General features: G+C 41.9%; 20 protein-coding genes. 2 read left to right on the top strand and 18 right to left on the bottom strand.

Annotation, left to right across the window (positions count from 1 at the left end; translation table 11 throughout):
* Positions 1 to 123 precede the first annotated feature (123 nt).
* The gene (locus M1F03_RS06230) at positions 124 to 1,503 is read left to right on the top strand and encodes a sugar porter family MFS transporter (protein WP_154621996.1); all 1,380 of its coding nucleotides are present in this window, start codon (positions 124 to 126) and stop codon (positions 1,501 to 1,503) included.
* Between the two features lie 217 nt (positions 1,504 to 1,720).
* Here M1F03_RS06230 and M1F03_RS06225 read toward each other — a convergent pair whose 3' ends face one another.
* The 8 genes from M1F03_RS06225 to M1F03_RS06190 form a co-directional block, all read right to left on the bottom strand.
* Positions 1,721 to 2,467 carry an SDR family oxidoreductase gene (locus M1F03_RS06225; protein ID WP_251463804.1) on the bottom strand — a complete coding sequence of 249 codons (747 nt, stop codon included), beginning with the start codon at positions 2,465 to 2,467 and terminating at the stop codon, positions 1,721 to 1,723.
* Between the two features lie 111 nt (positions 2,468 to 2,578).
* Positions 2,579 to 2,815, bottom strand: a complete 237-nt coding sequence (locus tag M1F03_RS06220) for a hypothetical protein (RefSeq protein ID WP_154621998.1) — start codon at positions 2,813 to 2,815, stop codon at positions 2,579 to 2,581.
* 114 nt (positions 2,816 to 2,929) lie between these two features.
* The gene (locus tag M1F03_RS06215; protein WP_154621999.1) at positions 2,930 to 4,972 is read right to left on the bottom strand and encodes a TonB-dependent copper receptor; all 2,043 of its coding nucleotides are present in this window, start codon (positions 4,970 to 4,972) and stop codon (positions 2,930 to 2,932) included.
* Positions 4,973 to 5,103: 131 nt separating this feature from the next.
* Positions 5,104 to 5,478: a DUF2946 domain-containing protein gene (locus M1F03_RS06210; RefSeq protein WP_375097492.1), complete on the bottom strand. Its 375-nt coding sequence runs from the start codon at positions 5,476 to 5,478 to the stop codon at positions 5,104 to 5,106.
* A gap of 265 nt (positions 5,479 to 5,743) precedes the next feature.
* Positions 5,744 to 6,775: a phosphotriesterase gene (locus M1F03_RS06205; protein WP_154622001.1), complete on the bottom strand. Its 1,032-nt coding sequence runs from the start codon at positions 6,773 to 6,775 to the stop codon at positions 5,744 to 5,746.
* A gap of 1 nt (position 6,776) precedes the next feature.
* On the bottom strand, positions 6,777 to 7,742 hold the full coding sequence (locus M1F03_RS06200) for a DMT family transporter (RefSeq protein WP_154622002.1): 966 nt from the start codon (positions 7,740 to 7,742) through the stop codon (positions 6,777 to 6,779).
* Positions 7,743 to 7,866: 124 nt separating this feature from the next.
* On the bottom strand, positions 7,867 to 8,604 hold the full coding sequence (locus M1F03_RS06195; RefSeq protein ID WP_318840107.1) for a glutamine amidotransferase: 738 nt from the start codon (positions 8,602 to 8,604) through the stop codon (positions 7,867 to 7,869).
* Between the two features lie 25 nt (positions 8,605 to 8,629).
* Positions 8,630 to 9,850: a PfkB family carbohydrate kinase gene (locus M1F03_RS06190; RefSeq protein WP_154635595.1), complete on the bottom strand. Its 1,221-nt coding sequence runs from the start codon at positions 9,848 to 9,850 to the stop codon at positions 8,630 to 8,632.
* Between the two features lie 687 nt (positions 9,851 to 10,537).
* Between M1F03_RS06190 and M1F03_RS06185 the strand changes: the two genes are divergently transcribed.
* On the top strand, positions 10,538 to 11,845 hold the full coding sequence (locus M1F03_RS06185; protein ID WP_251465252.1) for an IS4 family transposase: 1,308 nt from the start codon (positions 10,538 to 10,540) through the stop codon (positions 11,843 to 11,845).
* Positions 11,846 to 11,909: 64 nt separating this feature from the next.
* Here the strand turns inward: M1F03_RS06185 and M1F03_RS06180 are convergent, their stop codons facing one another.
* From M1F03_RS06180 to napG, 10 genes are all read right to left on the bottom strand, one after another.
* Complete coding sequence (locus M1F03_RS06180) at positions 11,910 to 12,980, bottom strand: cytochrome c-type biogenesis protein CcmH (RefSeq protein ID WP_251463802.1); 1,071 nt, start codon at positions 12,978 to 12,980, stop codon at positions 11,910 to 11,912.
* Entirely contained in the window at positions 12,977 to 13,534 is a 558-nt protein-coding gene (gene dsbE, locus M1F03_RS06175) for a thiol:disulfide interchange protein DsbE (protein WP_163860864.1), read from the bottom strand. The genes M1F03_RS06180 and dsbE overlap by 4 nt, the downstream gene beginning before the upstream one ends.
* A complete protein-coding gene (locus tag M1F03_RS06170; protein WP_154623892.1) occupies positions 13,531 to 15,462 on the bottom strand; it encodes a heme lyase CcmF/NrfE family subunit in 1,932 nt (643 codons plus the stop codon). Before M1F03_RS06170 ends, dsbE begins: the two co-directional genes overlap by 4 nt.
* Positions 15,459 to 15,938 (bottom strand): cytochrome c maturation protein CcmE, encoded by a 480-nt coding sequence (gene ccmE / locus M1F03_RS06165; protein ID WP_163860862.1) that lies wholly within the window; start codon positions 15,936 to 15,938, stop codon positions 15,459 to 15,461. Before ccmE ends, M1F03_RS06170 begins: the two co-directional genes overlap by 4 nt.
* Positions 15,935 to 16,147 (bottom strand): heme exporter protein CcmD, encoded by a 213-nt coding sequence (gene ccmD / locus M1F03_RS06160; RefSeq protein WP_154623891.1) that lies wholly within the window; start codon positions 16,145 to 16,147, stop codon positions 15,935 to 15,937. Before ccmD ends, ccmE begins: the two co-directional genes overlap by 4 nt.
* The gene (locus M1F03_RS06155) at positions 16,144 to 16,884 is read right to left on the bottom strand and encodes a heme ABC transporter permease (RefSeq protein ID WP_154623890.1); all 741 of its coding nucleotides are present in this window, start codon (positions 16,882 to 16,884) and stop codon (positions 16,144 to 16,146) included. The genes ccmD and M1F03_RS06155 overlap by 4 nt, the downstream gene beginning before the upstream one ends.
* A 192-nt stretch (positions 16,885 to 17,076) precedes the next feature.
* Positions 17,077 to 17,679, bottom strand: a complete 603-nt coding sequence (gene napC / locus M1F03_RS06150) for a cytochrome c-type protein NapC (protein WP_154623889.1) — start codon at positions 17,677 to 17,679, stop codon at positions 17,077 to 17,079.
* Positions 17,680 to 17,688: 9 nt separating this feature from the next.
* Positions 17,689 to 18,138, bottom strand: coding sequence for a nitrate reductase cytochrome c-type subunit (napB, locus tag M1F03_RS06145; RefSeq protein WP_154623888.1), 450 nt, complete (start codon positions 18,136 to 18,138; stop codon positions 17,689 to 17,691).
* Positions 18,135 to 18,998: a quinol dehydrogenase ferredoxin subunit NapH gene (gene napH, locus M1F03_RS06140; protein ID WP_247047579.1), complete on the bottom strand. Its 864-nt coding sequence runs from the start codon at positions 18,996 to 18,998 to the stop codon at positions 18,135 to 18,137. The genes napB and napH overlap by 4 nt, the downstream gene beginning before the upstream one ends.
* Positions 18,985 to 19,680: a ferredoxin-type protein NapG gene (gene napG / locus M1F03_RS06135; protein WP_154623886.1), complete on the bottom strand. Its 696-nt coding sequence runs from the start codon at positions 19,678 to 19,680 to the stop codon at positions 18,985 to 18,987. Before napG ends, napH begins: the two co-directional genes overlap by 14 nt.
* Position 19,681: the final 1 nt, after the last annotated feature.

The raw sequence follows: 19,681 nt of genomic DNA, 5'->3' as shown, positions 1-19,681 counted from the left end.
AATATTTAATATAACTATCTCCCATTGAAAATAGATAAATATCGCGTTAGGATAAATCTGAGTCTTATCTTTTGAAAGGACAGATAAATAATAATCTAACTTTACGATAAGGGACTAATGATCATGGTTAAAAATAATACACCAACGGGTCTTATGGTTATCTTTGTCGGCTTACTCGCCGCGCTAGCAGGCCTTTTTTTTGGTTTAGATACCGGTGTTATTTCTGGCGCCCTTCCCTTTATAAGTCAGCAGTTTGATATATCTTCAACCCAACAAGAACTCGTCGTTAGCTCAATGATGTTCGGTGCAGCCGCCGGTGCAATTATTAGTGGCTGGTTATCTTCTTTGGGGGGAAGAAAGAAAAGTTTATTAATTAGCTCAATATTATTTATTATCGGTGCGTTAGGTTCTGCTTTTTCACCCAATGCCAATATACTTATTTTTTCAAGAGTCATATTAGGACTCGCTATTGGTATTTCATCATTCACGACCCCCGCTTATTTATCAGAAATTGCACCTAAAAAGATCCGGGGTGGGATGATCTCTATGTATCAGTTAATGATTACTATTGGTATTTTACTGGCTTTTATTTCTGATACTGCTTTTAGTTATGATCATGCATGGCGTTGGATGCTGGGAATAACCGCTATTCCTGCTGTTCTGTTATTTATTGGCGTCACTTTTTTACCCGAAAGCCCTCGTTGGTTAGCCAGCAAAAATAGGTCTAATGATGCCAAAGCTATTTTATTAAAATTAAGGAAATCAGAAACTGAAGCAATACAAGAATTAGAGGATATATTTAACAGCTTAAAAGTAAAACAAACTGGATTTGGATTATTCAAAAGCAACAGTAATTTCCGCCGCACTGTCTTTTTGGGGATTGCATTACAATTTATGCAACAACTGACCGGTATTAATGTCATTATGTATTATGCGCCCAAAATTTTTTCGCTCGCTGGTTTTGAAAGTACCGTGCAGCAAATGTATGGCACCGTTCTCATTGGTCTCGTCAACGTCATCGCCACTATTTTTGCGATTTCGATTGTTGACCGTTTCGGACGGAAAAAATTATTAACCTTTGGCTTTAGTGTCATGGCAATCAGTATCGGTTTTCTTGCCTACTTATTATCATTCGATGCTCACTCTCAATTATCACAGTACACTAGCATCGCCTTTTTATTAATCTTTATTATTGGCTTTGCTGTGAGTGCAGGACCCGTTATGTGGGTGCTCTGTTCTGAAATTCAACCTTTGAGAGGACGTGATTTTGGTATCACTTGTTCCACTACATCAAACTGGATAGCCAATATGATTGTCAGTGCAACCTTCCTAACATTGCTATCAACATTAGGAGACACCAATACATTTTGGGTTTACGCGGCACTGAACGCCCTATTTATTATTGTCACACTCTACTTTGTGCCTGAAACAAAGAATGTTTCATTAGAGCATATTGAAGAAAATTTAATGAAAGGTCATGCCCTGAGAGATATTGGCCGCTAACCATATTTAGCGCTATCCATCGTTCTTTTATAAAATACCCGATATCACTATCGGGTATTTTAGACCACTGACGAGCCTCATGCTTTTTGCATGGGGTTTATTCGCCGTTTAACGACTGACGTCATTTCGTTCCAAGGGAAAAACTACCATGACTCCGATATGCGACCCCGATGGTATTTTGTCCCTACTGTAGGGGCTTTTTACTCTGAAAGAAAACTTATTTGCACACTGAAACGCCACCATCAACATACAGTGAAGCCCCAGTCATAAAGCTCGACATAGAGCTCGCCAGAAACAACGCTGAAGATGCAATTTCTTCCGGTTCAGCTAACCGCTTCATTGCATGTAAATTGGCAGCCCATTCACGCTGTTGCTGATCTCCTGCCATGTCCGTGTTAACCCCACCCGGTAAAATAACGTTTGCCCGTATTTTCTTATCGGAATAATCCGCAGCGATACCTTTAGCTAATGCCAGCAAGGACGCTTTTGCCGTACCATAACTGCTCATTCCGGGAAGCCCAACACGACTGCCAACAAAACTGGATGTGAATATGATCGAGCCACCACCCGATTTAACCATCAAGGGTATCTGGTGTTTAACCCCTAAGAACGCAGCGGTAGAATTTGTATTCTGAACTTGATTCCATTCATTGAGATCGAACTCGGCAACGGGTTTTATTGGCCCGACCATACCGGCATTGTTAATCGCAATATCCAACTGACCAAACTCTTGAGATATTAGGTCTGATATTCCCTTATGCGTTTTTTCTAAACACACATCTCCAACATAATAAATCGCCGTTCCCCCCGCAGAACGGATCTCACTTACCACTCGCTGAAGCTCTTCTTCACGCCGGCCAGTCAAACAAACAGAAGCCCCGTTCTGTGCGAACATGATGGCAATAGAGCGACCAATGCCTGAAGATGCGCCAGTAATAATTGCCGTTTTACCTTTAAGTAGCATGTTAGATACCTCATTGACGATGATGAGCTCAATGTACTGTGCTTTGAAAGTGTAAAAACTCTGGTTATTGCTTTTTATTTTGCCCAAAAGTCATGGTTTATTGTGTGACAATCAGGCCTGCGTTTTTATTTTCGGCGGGACAATCACTGACACTGTCAGTAAAAAAGCACTGACCGCAATGAAAGAGAGGAAGCCACCCTGTATTGCGAAGACATCAAAAATAAATTCAAGCCTCATCGCGATATCGATTTTTCTAACAAGGCGCTCTTCAGAAATCAGTTCATTCACCGCAAGGGCTGCGAACTGATATTGTTGGGGGAATGCTTCTTTTAACCAATCGGTTAGCACATTATTTATACTGACCTTATAAGATCAAAGCCCTCAAAAAACGAGGGCTTTGTCAGTCGTTTGAAATACCCGATATCACTATCGGCTATTTTACTTTCAATCCGTAATATCTAATTAAAAAGTTAAGTTTAATTTAGCCCAAAACGTTCTACCAGGCTCATTTACAGGTTCATTAGATGAATAACCAAATCCACTATTACCTGCTAAATTGAGGTGTTCGCTATAGTTTTTATCAAACAGATTATCCACACCAGCACTTAACTTCATATGATCGTTAACACGATAAGCGGTATTAAGAGAGAAAATAGTAAAACCAGCACTACGACCAAAATCTTTACCCACGACATTACCATCATTGATTGCAACACGATGTTGGCTGCTAACAACACGCATTAACCCTGTCGCAGTCCAATCATTTTTCTCCCAAGATAACCCGAAACGCGTCTCTAATGGAGGCATCTGTGGTAATGGTTGTCGATCACTACGATTCTCTCCCCAAGCATAGGCAAGACTCACATCCGCTTTCCATTCATCCGTTAATTTATGAGCAACACCCAGTTCTCCCCCCATAATCATGGCATTAACGTTTTCAACTTGGCTTTCTCGTGAATTATGTGGGTTATAACGGAATAAAATGAAGTCATCCACACGGCCAATATAAGCAGAAACCCATGCACTGGTTTTTTCGTGATGATATTTTGCACCGATATCTAACTGAGTCGTTTTTTCAGTTTTTAAATGATCAAATACATTCGTTGTACCATCAGGGCCATAGGTTGGTGAAAACAGCTCCCAATAATCAGGGAATCGCTCGGTATAACCCACCCCCGCGTACAACATGACTGGCATATCCGACAACGAATGTTCATAACGCACAAAACCAGCCGGCATCACGGTATTACGGCCAGATGAGCCAATCGTAGTATCATTATCCACTAAGACCCTATCTGCTCGGGCACCTGTAACAACTTTTCCATGTTCGTTGGCATCCCATGTCAGCTCACCAAAAATACCGTAATCTTGAAATTGTGCATCTTTATTCCAGTGATCATTGCTCTCTTTACGATGTGTGTTACTTTGCATATCAGCACCAGCGCGCAGTTCATAATCACTCCACAGCCAAGTTCCCATGACCCTACCACCGACGGTTTTACGATCAACACGCATCTTCATTGGCATGTTCATCATGCCATGACCACCGCCCATCATATGTCCCATATGACCTGAGCCACTTCCCGCAGAGCCACTGGTATCACGCAATGAGTAATTATCCATGATATGGTCCGCGTAGTTGTAATACAGGTTGGCTTCTAATTTATCAAAATGAGTACTAATGTTCGTTTTTTCAAAACGCATACCTAAGCTTTCACGCTTAAATTGCGAACCATCCATTCCACGGCCGGCATAACGCGCTTCTCCATCCCCTTTCCCCGCGGTAAGTTCTAATAACGTATACTCGTCAGGGGTCCAACCAAGGGCTACATCGGCATTCCATTTATCCCATTTTGATGGCACCTTATTACCATCCCCATCTTTATAGTCATTCGAACGCGATTTGTTACCAATCAAACGTAAGTAACCCTTTTCATTGCCCATACTGACATCCGCATTCGTATCCCAACGCTGATTTGATGCGACTAACGCACTCGCATTTCCTTGAATGCCCGCTTTATCAAATACTGGCTTTTCACGCTCAAAACGGATAGTTCCCGCTGAGTTTCCAGGTCCCCACAAAACAGACTGTGGCCCTTTAATCATTGTCAGTAAGTCAAAGTTTTCTGGTGATATATAAGACGTAGGAGCGTCCATACGTGATGGACAAGCCCCCAACATTTCACTGTTGTTGGTTAAAATACGTAATCGAGAGCCAAACATACCTCGAAATACTGGGTCGCCATTGGTTCCACCATTACGAATCTGCGAAAAACCGGGGATGGTTTTTAAATAATCAGAACCATCACTTGCAGGCACTGGCTGCCGAGGTGTTTTTGGTGATGTACTTATCAGCAGTGGTGAATCAACAGGTGCTGTCACTATCATCACCGCGCTGTCTGAGAATTTACTTTGATTTTCTTCATGAGCGAATGCTGTATTTGCAATAAGCGCAGTAGCAACCCATATTGCGACAGGTGCGATGACCAAATTTTCTTTTTTCATTATTTTGCCTAGTTCTTTTCTTTATGACGTAACAATGCCGCCTGAATTGGCCAAGCCAAATTCAAGATAAAGCGCACCCTTTGCACTTAATACGGCAAATGTGACAGATTAAATTTAATATTTTTCAATAATTAAGAAGAAAAGTGTGTAGGCGGCGCTCGTGCAAAGCGTAGAGACCAAGGTCGAAATAGATAAAGGCGAACACAAGGTTCTAAGGGTAAGTCAATCGTTAAAGTGAGCAGTTGGCGAATAACCACTGCAATAAACAAAATGATAAATGGGAAATGAATCAATAGCTGACAATAGCCACAAGCAATGTCTTCCATTGGAGATAACCCAACGCCTGACATAAGCAGGTGATTCATCATACCACTTGCATGGCATTCTTCTGGCAATGGCATCCCTTGATGCGCATGGTGCATCGCATGTTGTGCCTGACTATCCACAAGAGAGCAGTCTGCCATCTGCATCATTGATTTTGATATCAATGGGGCAATAAACAGCATTGCGACAGCAAGAAGCGCAAGATAAGCGGCGAGTTGTCTATATTTAGCTTGCAGGTGCAACGTTTTTCCGTCATATCTGTTTTTATTTTTTAACGGGCAAAAGTGTATCCTATTTACCTTCTGGTTGTTATCGTTTTTTGTCAATAATGTTACCCATAAGATAGAAAATGTGCTTCACGCTTCGTTTCAAAAGATCCAATAAAAAGCGGCAATCGCTATTACGCTATCGCCGCAAAATAAAAAACGAATAACAAAGGGTGACTGATTAAGTGAGTAAATTAGCTGGGTTATCGATACATAAACGATCTAGCGTTGCTTTATCAACACCTTTTTTCGCCAATAACGATAAGAAAACATTGGGAACAAATCCCCAACCATTTCCACCATTTTTAGCCCACATCTGTTTTAAGAAAACATCGTGACTTAAAACAATCTGGTTACTGTATCCCAACTCGATCAGTTTATAGACTGCATCAACCGTTTCAGTAACGGTTGGCGCAACCCCTTCTTTTGGAAAGGAAATATCAAGACCTATCATATCGAATTCAAGCCATACGCCTCTGTCCAACATACGACGTTGATAATCGATATCCTTTCCGGAGGGATCTGAATGTGCCAATGAGATTTTAGCGGGGTTAACACCCATTTCTTTAATTAAGATATCCAATACCTCATCACCACGACGTTGCCAGCCTGGCATATGAATATTCATAGAAACATGGTCGTTGGCTAGCTGTGCTACAGATGCTGCTCTAAGGCTATTTTTTTCGCCCTCAGTAAAAAATGGTGACACCCCAATCTCACCAATCATACCTGCTCGAATATCCGTGCCATCAATACCAATATTTAATTCATCATCGATCATTTTGGCCATCTCATCGATGCTTTTAACCAGACGCTCGCCTTCAAATTTCTCGATATATAGCCCCGAGGAAGCAACAACATGAATACCTGTTTTTATCGCCACTTCACGTAATTGACGGACATCACGACCAATCGCTTCAGAGCCTGTTGCATCAACTAAGGTTTTCCCTCCAAGCTCTTTGAAGTTATTCACTTCATAAATCACATCATCGATGGGTTTTTTATCCATATTGTCACAGCAGCAATATGGATCATGTTTAAGCCCCCACTGAATATCCGCACTGACTTTTTTATCGACTAAGACATGTGAGAAATCATAAAAAGGTTCATCGACTACCGTTGATAAATCGTTAAACAGATGTTCATGGGGAAGAGTCAAACCCATATCTTCTTTTTTAACTGGTCCAGTTACTGTCTGAATATAACCTTTCATTTTATACTCCTGCTGTTTTTGCAGCCTTTGCTTCTTTAAATTCAGGAATAGTCGTAATAATCGCACCGACGAGTGCAAATAGAGTTCCAATGATCGTCACTAGATAAACAGTATTTCCCAGTGATGGCAGCAATAAATCAATCAGCACAGAACCGAGTAATTGCCCTGCTGTTGATGCCACCCCTAACATTAACAATCCTAATCCACGAACCAATATAGCCATTAATGCGATAGACATAAGTCCTAATGGTCCACCGAGATACATCCACCACACACCTGGTAATTCAAGGGTGATGTGACCCAGCGCCATACGAATCACCAGCGCGACGGTTAAAACGGTGAAGCCAACAATAAAGTTCCAAGTGATAGAGACCATCATTGACCCTGTCGCTTCTGCAACTTTCGAGTTACCCGCAGGCTGCCATCCAGCTAAGAGACCGGCTAAGAATGGAAGAATGGCTAAGTAAATCGCTGACGTCGAATGCCATTGCGGTGAAACAACAAATAAGGTGGCAACAACAGCAAAAACAGCCCCTAATACACGGAAAGTGGTAAACGGTTTTTTCTCGTCAATACCGATCCCAAAACGGTCACACAGTAAGCCTGATAATAATAGTGCTGAAATCAATGCGGTTTGGAATGTTGCGATCCCCAGAGCACTCGCAGAAGCCCCTTCAGAGAAGACGACCATTGCGCCACATAAACCTGCAAACCAGTTCCATAATGGAATTTTACGTTGTTTAATTAAACTGGGAATGGCAGCAAATTGTTGTCTGGTCTGTTTTTTAGCTATGATAATAAAAAACATCACAACTAAACCGCTGGCGAAAGAAATCACAGCGCTGGCATTACCGTCTTTTAATACATCCCCTAGTTGCCCATTAACAGCAGATTGCATTGGCGATAACATACCGGCTAAAACCGTTGCTATCATCAGTAAAGGTGTAGAATAACTTTTTGCACTCATAAAATATTCCTTTTGGATTTTTGACTATGAGTCATTATTTTTGTAATCGGAGTACAAAGTGCGGGGGAACTCCCCACACTTAATTTCTTATTTTTTTGCTATTTTACTTTTGATGATATTTTAATTAGCGAGCGATCTTTTTTAGAATATTTACCCACATATCAGAGTAATGTTCCCAAGCCATAAATTCTTTACTTCCCCAATGTGGTGAGCAATCACTCATAAAACAGGCTGTTTTACCTTTTTCATATTCGCCGAAAACTAATAATGGATCTTCGCCAATATTTAGAACCGTTTCAGTATTATCTTTAGCTTTAACTTTGTTATAGCCTAAGAACATTGGCCAATTGCCAAAACCTTTAACTGAATCGTGTGCAGAATTAACTGGCGTTGCAAAAATACCTTCTGGTGTTTCAACACGGTCATCACCGTCTAACATTTCAACTGGCAATACATCCGCCAATAGCGTATTTTTATAATTCGCTTTAGCTTCAATGCCCATAAAGGACAAATAGCCACCAATCATTAATAACCCACCACCATTAATTACGTATTGCTTAATTAATTGCAGTGCATTTGGTAATACTTTCATATTATAGAAAGTATCATTCTGTAATAGGAATGTATTTGCACCAATATCGCTGATGACAACAACATCATATTTTTCCAATTCCTCTACCGTTTTAGGAAATGCCATTTGAACGGTATGAGCAGGCATATAATCAATTTCGACATTTTTATTTCTTAGGCAGCTTAATAAAAATGTCGCACCCTCTTCATATTTACTCGAAGTAAAACTGTCGTAGCCTTTAGTATGAATCATATGAATGTGCCATGACTCACCAATAAATAAAATTTTCATTTTTATTCCTCTTTCAGAATATGAATTATTCAGGGGACTGAGTAACAACCTGCGAGTAGGTTGTTTGGTTAATACGATACATCACATTAATATCTTCAGGCATTTCTGAAGCATTACTGGTTTCTACGGCAAGCGATGAAAATGCAGAGGCATAACGCAACGCATAAGAAAACTGTTTGCCTTTCGCTAATGATGCGGCCAACGCACCATTAAACGCGTCTCCTGCACCTGCGGTATTTTTAACGACTGCCGTATAAGCGGGGGAGTAAATGAATTTATTGCCATCATAAGCAATAGAACCTTTACTTCCCAGCGTTATGACAACCTTCTTAACACCTTTGGTATGAATAATTTCTGCCGCTTTTTTTGCAGATTCCATATCAACAACATTGACACCTGAGAGCAAACTCGCTTCAGTTTCATTTGGCGTTAAAATATCGACCTTTTCCAATAGCTCTATCGCAATGTCACTATAAGGTGCTGGATTTAAAATAATTGGGATATTATATTCATTACCTATTGAAATAATTTCCCTTAATGCCTCAATATTGGTTTCAAGCTGCAACAGGATAATATTAGAATTAATAATCTTATCTTTTTGGATTTTCACTTCATCTGAACTAATATCCATATTCGAGCCAGGATAAATTGAGATGATATTTTCGCCACTATTTTCCGAAACAAAAATTGATGCTGTACCTGTTTGGAATTTTTCGGTCTGATAAATAGTTGATGTCTTAATTTTTGATGATGAAATAAAATTCACCGCATAATCACTAAATTGGTCAGTACCAATTTTAGTAATAAAGTGTACCTGTGAGTCTGAATAACTTGCAGCTAAGGCCTGATTACATCCTTTGCCACCCGGTGAAAATATAAATTTATTTGATAATAATGACTCGCCAGCCTCTGGTAATCGAGGCAAATAACTTATCATATCAACATTAAATGAACCTAATACACAAACTTTGCCGTTCACTGAATCATCCTTATTGGTAATTTCATTAAGGCTATCGTTACATTCAAGAAATTGTATAATTTCTTTTTTTGCAACTTTATCTAGGGATTCAAATTCAATGAATGCGCCACCATGGCAACGGCTAACAATTCCTTTTTTTGCCAAAGAATTTAAATCTGCTCTAATGGTTTCTTTTGTGACATTCAGTTCTTTCGACAAAACAGAAACTTTTGCTGAGCCTGCATTTTTTAAAAAATTAATTATTTTTTTATGTCGTTCTGCTTTCATGCCATTTTACCTCATGGCATTTACTCTAATTCAGATAATGTTATTTTAATGTGATAATAATCATATGTTCCCAAGACAAAGCAAAAAAAAGCAAAAAACACAAAAATAAAAACAAAAAAAAGCAAAAGCATATTACGTTAAGGTAAATTTAATTTTAAATACAAAATAAAATAAGAAAACATTAGCTAATTTAATTATCATTTGATTTAAGATTAAAATAACATCTATATGATTTATTATAAAAAAACAAAATTAAATGAAATTAGACATTTATTTCAATCAATTATAAAAAGAAAAATAAACTTATCACTAATAGTTAATTATAAAGAGTTTTAAATAAATAAATTACTTAATTTTCAATTTTAACCCGCTAAATTCAAAATTGAATCGATTCAAATTTTTGCATTTTCATTGATTTTATTTTTTCCTATAAATGTCATCAGTAGACTAAAAAATTCGGTTCCACTCCAATCAGCACCCTGTCACACGTTGCCTGACCAGAAAAATGATGGCTAATACAACTCACAGTAAAAGGTAACCTATTGACATTAAAATTAAATCTATCGTGAAAAATAAAAAAAGGGAGCTTTAGCTCTAATGCCGATCAGTTAAGAACTAAATAATGAGTTGAACGATCCTACAGTTCTGCAAAAATCCGTAATCATTCCAAAAATTACGGATTTTTTTATGTTACTTAGCCAAGCACTCGAGACTGTTCAGGCTTTCTCTCCAACAGAATTTACAGCCCTTTCGGACCTCCTTTCCGCTGAACTTATTGATGAATGTCTCGTGGATGCTGGGGTTGTTACGATAAGAAAACGCCGTCTTCCGATGGAAATGATGGTATGGGCTGTAACAGGAATGTCCCTTTTTCGTTCTCTTTCCATGGCGCAACTCGTTTCTCATTTAGACATTGTTTTACCAGGTAACCGGCCTTTCGTTGCACCAAGTGCCGTTGTTCAGGCACGTCAACGGCTAGGGGAAGATGCAGTCCGTAAAGTATTTGAGAAAACAAGTCAGCTCTGGCTTGATAAACTGCCATTATCACACTGGAACGGATTAACCCTAATGGCTGTCGATGGCACATTATGGCGTACACCAGATACCCCTGAAAATGATGCCGTATTTGGGCGAACAGCCAATGAACACTCACGTTCTGATTGGCCGCAACTTCGCATGGTTTGCCAGATGGAGATCACAAGCCATCTGATTTCGGGCGCACATTTTGGTAGCGTTTCCGAGGTGAGCGAAATTGGCCTTGCTGCCAAATTGACAGAGCAAACCCCGGATAGTTCTCTGACCATTTTTGATAAAGGATTTTATGCTCTGGGGTTACTTCACCATTGGCAGTCCTCTGGCGTAGAGAAACACTGGATGCTCCCATTACGTAAAGGCTCACAGTACCTAGTCGTAGAGAAACTCGGCTCCGGAGATGAGTTAGTTGAATTACGTCTATCCCCTCAAGCACGCAAAAAATGGACTAACGCTCCAATGATATTGAGAGCTCGATTGATAACAAAAGACGTGAATGGGAAGAGGGTTCAGATATTAACATCAATGAGTGATCCACTTCGATACCCCAACGCCGATATTGTCGACCTGTATGGGCATCGTTGGGAAATAGAACATGGCTTCAGAGAAATGAAGCAGCATATGTTGAATAATGAACTCACATTGAGGAGCAAAAAGCCCGTCTTAGTAAATCAAGAGTTATGGGGAATGGTACTCGCGTATAACTTACTGCGGTTTATGATGGCTCAGATGGCATACAGCTTGAAAGATACAGAGCCCTATCAGATGGGATTTAAACAAACTGCGATATACCTGAGTGCCCAACTGAGCCTGCTTCCCGCGGTTGCTCCGGGAAACATACCAAAATTCATTAATGGGATATTGGCAATGGCTAGAAGTTTTGTTCTACCGAGTCGACGACAAAGGCATTACCCTAGGGCGGTAAAGAAAAAGCCGCAACGATACCCGTTACGGCGATATTAATGACTTAACTGACAAGCATTAAGCTTTAGCTCCCCTTTTTTATTTCGTTGAAAAATTTAACCCGCTACTGCTGAGCCGCTTTTTTCTCATGTATCATCATTAATGCTTGCTCAATACTACGTTCAATAACATGTCTACGCTGATCGTTTTCAGGCAATAGCTTCAGCATCATCTGCCAAGCCGAGATTGCTTCAGCGTAACGTTCTTGTTCAAATGCATTAAAGGCAAACATACTGAGTGCCTTCACATTCATTCGATTTTCAGCGATCAATTTGCGTAATAACTCGCCCCCCAACCGATTATCTTCCGGATCAGAAGAACGGGTTAAAACCTCGGCATAGCCTAATGCAATGTTATCATCTGTGGGTTTAAGACGGTAAGCACGCCCATATGCATCTGTCGCCATTGTTGCGTTATTTAACGCCATGCCTATGCGACCTAACATCACCCATGCATCCACATTCAAAGGTTCATCCTGTAACCGAGAACGTAGTCCTAATGCAAGGCGTTCCATTTCTTCATTATTTAATGGCGGCTCTGACGGATCTAATGCCCTATCGAGTAAAGCTGGAGCTTGCTGGTAAGCCAAATTCCAATCGGTAACTTTGCTATAATTTCCTACCTGATAATAAGCTGCAATCCCAATACCAACAGCAATAATCACTCCAGGAACATATACCCAACCACTTGCGCGTGTTGATTCTAGTGCATCAACCAGTTGCGGCTCATGCTCAGCAACACTCTTTATACGTATTCGCTTTTTAGAACGTGCATAGATAATCCATCCCCCCACAATAATAGCGGCAAAAGGTAAGCCCCATAACAACAGTGTTAATGGCGTCAACGGCGGATTATAAGTGACAAAATAACCGTACCGCGCCACCATATAATCAACAATTTCGTCACGGCTTTTGCCTTCTTTCATTAGCTCATACACTTTTTGGCGTAAGTCTAACGCGATCATAGAATTTGAATCAGCGATACTATTATTTTGACATTTAGGGCAGCGTAGCTCCTCGGTTAATTTACGAAACTGCTGCTCCTGTTGCTCATTATCGAAGGTAAAAACCTCTGTCGCTGCAAAAGTATGCGTAGCAGTCAGCAGAAACATCAAAAAGCCAATAAGGTATTTCATTGATTGGCCTCCTTGCTATATCTATCCCACAGCGGCTTCATTTCCTTATTCCAGACTTGCTCATCCATCGCTCCTGCATGGCGATAGCGAATAATACCATTGCCATCAATCAAAAAAGTTTCTGGGGCTCCGTAAACGCCTAAATCAAGGCCTAACATGCCTTCACCGTCAAATAGGCTTAAATCATAGGGATTACCTAACTCGCGTAACCAAACAATGGCTTTTTGCCTATCATCTTTGTAATTGAGGCCTACCACTCGTACCCCCTGAGCTGCAAGTTCATTGAGGTACTTATGCTCTGCACGACACGTAGGGCACCATGTTGCCCACACATTTAATAAAATAGGTTTACCCTGTATCAAGACATTAGATTCGTAATGTTGTCCAGGGTTTTCCAAAGACTCTAAACGAAATACAGGCACAGGTTTTCCGACTAAAGCAGACTCCAATAAGCGTGGGTCATCACCTTCCGCATTCCGCATTAATTGCCATAATAAAACCGCAGCAATTGCAGCAAAAATAACCAATGGGATCAAAAATACTTTGCGGCTCATACAGCCTCCGGCACAGGTTTACGGCGACGATAACGTGGATCGAACAGGCAGAACAGTGCACCAACAGCCATTAAGATGCCGCCAGACCATATCCAACGTACAAATGGTTTATAGTAAAGACGCATCGTCCAAACATTTGGACCGATTTCTTCACCTAATGCCGCATACAGGTCTCGGGTAAAACCGCCATCAATAGCCGCTTCAGTCATGACTGCACGACTGGTATTATAAAAACGCTTTTCAGGCTGAAGTTTTGTCAGCAGTTTGCCGTTTTCTTTAACATCAATATTACCAATAACACCTTGATAGTTAGGGCCATCTGCTTCATGTACCCCATTAAATACAAAAGTATAATCACGGATAACCACACTTTCGTTCGGTTTCATTTTAACATCACGTTCAATGCTGTAATTTTGGCTAAAGGCAATTCCAACAATCGTCACCGCCAAACCTAGATGTGCAAATACCATTCCCCAATAGCTCGGCGTCAGCTTAATTTTTTTGCTAATACGCACTCGCATTTCAGCGACGGCTAATATCGCTATCCAACAAGCCATCATCAAGCCAAGTATGGTGAGCGCCTCAAATCTATCTTGCATGAGCCACGGTAACAGAAATGACAAAATCAACGTCACTAACAATGCAATCAGTAATAATTTGCGAATTGATGCGGGGCGATCTCGTCCCCAACGTACCAGCGGCCCGATACCTAATAACAGTGCGAATGGCACCATCAAGGCAATAAACATGGTGTTAAAGAAGGGTTCGCCTATCGAAATACTTCCAAGGCCGATTTGTTTATGAACCAGCGGTAATAATGTGCCTAATAACACCACTAGCATGGCGGCTGTTAAGATCACGTTATTAGCCAATAACATCGACTCTCTCGACCAAAGCGCATTATTAACGCGTGAACGCACTTTGTGCCCTCTCACTGCGAACAGCAGCAATGAACCGCCAATCACTAACACCATAAAGGCTAAAATAAATAACCCTCTGGAAGGATCTGAAGCGAAAGCATGCACAGAAACCAATACGCCAGAACGAACGAGGAAGGTACCAAGTAAGCAGAGTGAGAATGCAAAAATAGACAACAATAGTGACCAAGCCTTAAAAGTGGCTCTCTGCTCAGTGACTGCCAATGAATGTATTAACGCGGTTCCGACTAACCAAGGCATAAATGAGGCATTTTCAACAGGATCCCAGAACCACCAGCCTCCCCAGCCTAGCTCATAATAAGCCCAAGCTGAACCTAGCATGATCCCTAATGTTAAGAAAAACCAAGCTGCCATCGTCCATGGCCGAGCAAAGCGCGTAAACGAACTATCTAAGCGACCACTTAATAGCGCTGCAATCGCGAACGCAAAAGCCACCGAAAATCCGACATAGCCCATGTACAATAATGGTGGATGAAAAATCAAACCGGGGTCTTGCAAAAGTGGGTTGAGGTCACGACCTTCAATTGGGAAAGACGGTAATGTGCGTGAAAATGGGTTAGAGGTAAAAATAATGAATAATAGAAAACCTACACTGACCATTCCCATCACGGCTAAAACGCGTGCCACAATATCCAGTGGCATACGATAGCTACACAAGGCGACCGCAAATGTCCAACCACTCATCAACAGTACCCATAACAGCAAGGAACCTTCGTGAGCTCCCCATGTTGCCGCCACACGGTACCAGATCGGCAATTGCGTATTGGAATTATTAGCGACGTAAGTAACAGAAAAATCATTCACAACGAATGCATTGACCAAGACCAAAAAAGCGCCCGTGACACACAAAAATAGTAGCCAAGCCAAAGGCCTAGATGAACGCATCAGTCGTTCATCATGCCGCGATACGCCCCATAATGGATAGACAGACAGTAATACTGCAATCCCCAATGCTAGACATAATAATAGGTTTCCAACCTCAGGGATCATGACGCGTTATCCTTATAAGCAGCCGCGGGTCTGCGGTGATTTTCTTGCATCGCTTGCTCAACTTCTGGTGGCGTATAATTTTCATCATGTTTAGCGAGTACTTCTTTCGCAATAACATGGTGATTTTCAGCCAACTCGCCCTGCACAACAACGCCCTGACCTTCACGGAATAAATCAGGCAAGATACCGTCATAGCTGACGTCAACTTCCCCTTCAGCGTCATACACGGTAAAAGTGACTTTGAGTGAATCAGGATCACGCTGCACAGTGCCCGGCATCACCATTCCACCAACACGTAAGCGTTGTCCGACTTCGGGTATCTGTTGTGTTTCCCGTTTTCCGTAAATAATCTCTCCGGGCGTATAAAACAGATCAATACTGGAGCGAAGTGCATAAAGTAATAATGCTACCGTTAACCCCACACCAATCAGGATTGCACAGACTAGCCATAATCTATTTTTACGACGAATATTCACTCAACCTCCCGACGCGCTCGTGCCGCTTTTTGTCTCGCTTCTCTTGCTTGCTGTGCAATAATTGAGTTAATTATCATTTTTCGTTGTAACACCGTGTGAATACACAGCAACAACAATGGGGTAATCGTCAAGGCGACGGCTAGCCATACATAAAATGCATAGCCTCCCATCGCAAAAAAATCGCTCCAAGATGCAAATGCACTACTCATGATTTGCGCCCCTTCTTGTTCACAATATCAAGAACCCACGGGCGATTACGTTCCAGTAGTAAGAGTTGATTACGTAAACGCACCAGCGTCAGAGAAATAAATAAAAATAGGTAACCTAGAATCGCTAAGCGCAATGGCGTGCGCATCGCAGGATTAATACTTTGCTGCATGCGTGTTGACGGCTGATGCAGTGTATTCCACCATTCAACAGAATAGTGAATAATCGGTAAATTAATGACACCAATTAACACTAATATTGCAGCCGCTTTTCCGGCTGTTCGACGATCATCGAATGCATGCCAAAGAGCAATAATACCGACATAAAGGAAAAAGAGGATAAGCTCAGAAGTTAAACGTGCATCCCACACCCACCATGCACCCCACATCGGTTTTCCCCATGTCGCCCCAGTGACTAAAGCGATAAAGGTAAAAACAGCGCCAATTGGCGCCATGGCTGCAATCGCCAGTTCAGCGACTTTCATCTGCCAAACTAAGCCAGTAAATGCGATGATCGCCATCGTGGCATAAATTCCCATGGACCACATTGCAGCAGGAACATGGATGTACATGATGCGATAGCTATCACTTTGCTGATAATCAGTTGGTGCAAACCCGAATCCCCACCCCCATCCTAGTGCTAAAAAAATGACACTGAGAATAATAAACCAAGGTGTCAATCGTCCACATAATTGATAGAGGTTGACTGGGATGGCAAGTTGGTGAAGCTTTTTCCACATATTTAAGGGCTCCGGATCATATCGCTGGCAAACGTTATGCTGCTGCAATATACCATACACGTATTAACGATGGGTTTATTGATATAACACAAATATAACTTGAGGCTAGTCAAACAATTAACTGTTCACTAGCCTCGGTGCTTGTCAGACATAAGCGGATTCAAGCACTCGTCATGAACCCGTTTTTTTCATTTAAAAACCTGGCTCAACGTCACGCATATCAGGTAACTTATGCGCTATCCCTTTATGGCAATCAATACAGGTTTTTCCATCAATAATGGCTTGGTCATGCATTTTAGCAGCGACCCCTTTTTGGGCTGTAAAATCCATATATTCAAAGTTATGGCAATTACGACATTCCTGTGAATCGTTATCTTTCATCCTTCGCCACTCATTTTGCGCCATCGCTAAACGATGCTCTTCAAATTTTTGTGGGGTATCAATGATGCCAAATGCCTTACCATAAAGTTCTTTACTCGCTTTGATCTTTCTGACCATTTTAGGCACAAATTCATGGGGTACATGGCAATCAGGGCAAGTTGCTCTCACACCACTACGGTTAGTGTAGTGAATAGTGTCCATGTACTCTTCATAAACATTCTCACGCATTTCATGACAACTAATACAAAACTCTTCTGTATTCGCCATTTCCATGCCCGTGTTGAATCCGCCCCAGAAAATGACGCCACTCACAAAACCAATCAGTAACAACGTTCCCAATGCCAAGCGGCTTGGACGTCGCCACCACTGCCATACTCGACGGATCAAACCCGGTTTTTCATTATTCTTAGCCATGAGTGCCCCTTATTGACCAAAGCCTTTGGATGGGGTGAATGTGTTATCCACAATGGGTGAAGTATCTGACTGTGGTACATGACACTGCAAACAGAAATAACGGTTTGGTGCTACCCCGCCCAGCACCTTACCCGTCGCATCCATAAAGTGAGTTGGACTCACGCGAGGTGCCCCTGTGGTGCGATAGTTTTCAACACCATGGCATTGCAAGCAACGGTTTGTGTTGGTGGTAATTTGATATCCTTCAACACTATGTGGGATCATAGGAGGTTGATTCACATAGTTTAATGCCATTCTTTCCTGCTCTTTAGGGATATGAATGCTCCCCTCTTGAGTACCAGACACTTCTGGTGACTTAGAAAGATCGACGCCATTTGCAGCCCAAGTCAGGCTCGTCGCAATGAGGGCCATTCCAACCATCCAACGGCTCGCTGTCTTAATCAGGGCATGGATTTTCATGATTTCGCTCCCGAACTCCATCGTAGTGTTATTTTAAAAACATCCTCAGAACACACATCAATACAACGACCGCATGTAATGCAATCCTTATCAGATATCATGACTGGGGCTTGTTTATCTAAAACCGGCGCTCGCAGTACTTGCGGCTCCGGACAAATGTGGAAGCAATCCATACAGCGGGTACAGTTTTGTTTGTTCATCGCTGCAACGGTGATAGCCCCTTTACAGCCCGCGATGCCATATAACGCACCGAGCGGACATAGATGACCGCACCAGCCATGCTCCACAACGAGTAAATCAAATAAAAATAAGGCGAGCAGTAGCAACGCTCCGCTGCCAAAACCGAATATTAGACTTCGGCCCATTAATGAAACGGGGTTAATCCATTCCCACACTAAAGTTCCCGTGACCGCGGAGCCTATCAAAATCACGATAAGCAACACATAACGGATATAGCGCGGTATCGTCGCGGATTGATTAAAATCGAATTTACGACGTAGCCACGCCGCGGCATCTGTCACTGGATTAATCGGACATACCCAACTGCAAAAAATGCGTTTTCCTAAAAATGCATAAACCAGTAATACAATGGCAGCGCCAATTAATGCTGAAATGGCTGGCAAATAGCCACTTGCAAGGCTTTCTAATGTAATCAGTGGGTCGGTTAATGGCACGGTATCTAACAATAAACTACTGCTATAGTTACCGTGTAAGATCCATACCCCAAACCAAGGCCCACTCAAAAACATCGCTAACACCAAAAATTGGCTGACCCGACGCATCCACAACCATTTGTGACTTTGCCACCACCCTTTTTTCGCCAGTGCCTCACGCCCAGCATCGCGTTTACGATTTGCCATCATTTCCCTCCAACCAACCAAAGCGGTAGTGATGTCCTAACTCCCCTTTAGCCAGCGTTAATGGAAGCACTTTGATTGCCGCCTCTTCTAAAACACAAGCTTGCTCGCATTTACCACATCCAGTACAAGCACTGCTATGCACTGTAGGTAAAAAGCGAGCATGTTTGCCGGTACGGTGGTTTTGCTCTATTTCTAGGGTAATTGCTTCATCAATTAACGGACAAACGCGATAACAGACATCACAGCGTAGTCCTTGAAAATTGAGGCAGTTTTCCTGATCAAGTAACACTGCCAGCCCCATTCGAGCGTCGTTGATGGAGTCGATCTCTTTATCCAATGCACCACTTGGACACACTTTGGCACAAGGAATGTCCTCACACATTTCACAAGGGTTTTCCCGTGCAATGAAATAAGGCGTTCCCGCCGCTAATCCCGAGGCTAGTGTGGCCAGTTTTAACATGTCATAAGGACAGGCTTGCACGCATTGACCACAACGAACACAAGCACTTGCAAATGCATTTTCATTAATGGCTCCCGGCGGACGAAGACGAATTCCGCTCGCTCGGGAGGTTTGCTGTTGTAACCCCAGTACCACACCAATAGCGGCCAATCCACCTGCCGCGCGAACGGTATCACGCAAAAAACGGCGGCGACTATTTTGAAGTTTCGGCTTCTGGGACATG

Origin of the sequence: Providencia sp. PROV080 (genome assembly GCF_033688105.1) — a bacterium.
Taxonomy (GTDB): domain Bacteria; phylum Pseudomonadota; class Gammaproteobacteria; order Enterobacterales; family Enterobacteriaceae; genus Providencia; species Providencia zhejiangensis.
The sequence above is the reverse complement of the archived record's forward strand: the minus strand, read 5'-3'. Positions and strand labels throughout refer to the sequence as shown.

Coding starts and splice junctions, on each gene's coding strand:
- M1F03_RS06230 (WP_154621996.1), top strand. CDS start 124: ATGGTTAAAAATAATACACCAACGGGTCTTATGGTTATCTTTGTCGGC.
- M1F03_RS06225 (WP_251463804.1), bottom strand. CDS start 2,467: ATGCTACTTAAAGGTAAAACGGCAATTATTACTGGCGCATCTTCAGGC.
- M1F03_RS06215 (WP_154621999.1), bottom strand. CDS start 4,972: ATGAAAAAAGAAAATTTGGTCATCGCACCTGTCGCAATATGGGTTGCT.
- M1F03_RS06210 (WP_375097492.1), bottom strand. CDS start 5,478: ATGCTGTTTATTGCCCCATTGATATCAAAATCAATGATGCAGATGGCA.
- M1F03_RS06205 (WP_154622001.1), bottom strand. CDS start 6,775: ATGAAAGGTTATATTCAGACAGTAACTGGACCAGTTAAAAAAGAAGAT.
- M1F03_RS06200 (WP_154622002.1), bottom strand. CDS start 7,742: ATGAGTGCAAAAAGTTATTCTACACCTTTACTGATGATAGCAACGGTT.
- M1F03_RS06195 (WP_318840107.1), bottom strand. CDS start 8,604: ATGAAAATTTTATTTATTGGTGAGTCATGGCACATTCATATGATTCAT.
- M1F03_RS06190 (WP_154635595.1), bottom strand. CDS start 9,850: ATGAAAGCAGAACGACATAAAAAAATAATTAATTTTTTAAAAAATGCA.
- M1F03_RS06185 (WP_251465252.1), top strand. CDS start 10,538: ATGTTACTTAGCCAAGCACTCGAGACTGTTCAGGCTTTCTCTCCAACA.
- M1F03_RS06180 (WP_251463802.1), bottom strand. CDS start 12,980: ATGAAATACCTTATTGGCTTTTTGATGTTTCTGCTGACTGCTACGCAT.
- dsbE (WP_163860864.1), bottom strand. CDS start 13,534: ATGAGCCGCAAAGTATTTTTGATCCCATTGGTTATTTTTGCTGCAATT.
- M1F03_RS06170 (WP_154623892.1), bottom strand. CDS start 15,462: ATGATCCCTGAGGTTGGAAACCTATTATTATGTCTAGCATTGGGGATT.
- ccmD (WP_154623891.1), bottom strand. CDS start 16,147: ATGAGTAGTGCATTTGCATCTTGGAGCGATTTTTTTGCGATGGGAGGC.
- M1F03_RS06155 (WP_154623890.1), bottom strand. CDS start 16,884: ATGTGGAAAAAGCTTCACCAACTTGCCATCCCAGTCAACCTCTATCAA.
- napC (WP_154623889.1), bottom strand. CDS start 17,679: ATGGCTAAGAATAATGAAAAACCGGGTTTGATCCGTCGAGTATGGCAG.
- napB (WP_154623888.1), bottom strand. CDS start 18,138: ATGAAAATCCATGCCCTGATTAAGACAGCGAGCCGTTGGATGGTTGGA.
- napH (WP_247047579.1), bottom strand. CDS start 18,998: ATGGCAAATCGTAAACGCGATGCTGGGCGTGAGGCACTGGCGAAAAAA.
- napG (WP_154623886.1), bottom strand. CDS start 19,680: ATGTCCCAGAAGCCGAAACTTCAAAATAGTCGCCGCCGTTTTTTGCGT.